General features: G+C 68.0%; 1 protein-coding gene. It reads left to right on the top strand.

Annotated features, from left to right (window positions below; genetic code table 11):
* A partial coding sequence (locus EN852_RS36435) for a cupin domain-containing protein (protein ID WP_246694524.1) occupies positions 1 to 366 on the top strand: 366 nt, incomplete at both ends.

The raw sequence follows: 366 nt of genomic DNA, 5'->3' as shown, positions 1-366 counted from the left end.
CAAATCATCGCAATGCGTTGCCTCGCGCCGCACCCCGAAGGCGGCTGGTATGCCGAGACCTTTCGCGATGGCGCGGGGGGCGCGCGCGGCCATTCGACCGCAATCTATTTCCTGCTTGAGGAAGGCCAGATTTCGGCCTGGCACCGGGTGAAGGATGCGGTGGAAGTCTGGCACTTCTACGCCGGCGCGCCGCTGGCGCTCGCCATGCATGACGAAGGTTCCGGCACGGTCATCGAACAGGTGCTGGGCACAGCACTTGCCGCCGGCGAGCGGCCGCAGATTGTGGTGCCGGCCGGCTGGTGGCAGTCAGCGCGCAGCCTCGGCGAATGGACGCTGGTCGGCTGCACGGTGGCGCCGGGCTTCGAC

Source organism: Mesorhizobium sp. M2E.F.Ca.ET.209.01.1.1, from assembly GCF_004010375.2.
In the GTDB taxonomy this organism is placed as follows: domain Bacteria; phylum Pseudomonadota; class Alphaproteobacteria; order Rhizobiales; family Rhizobiaceae; genus Mesorhizobium.
Note: the sequence above shows the minus strand (reverse complement) of the source record. Positions and strands in the feature narration are given on the sequence as shown.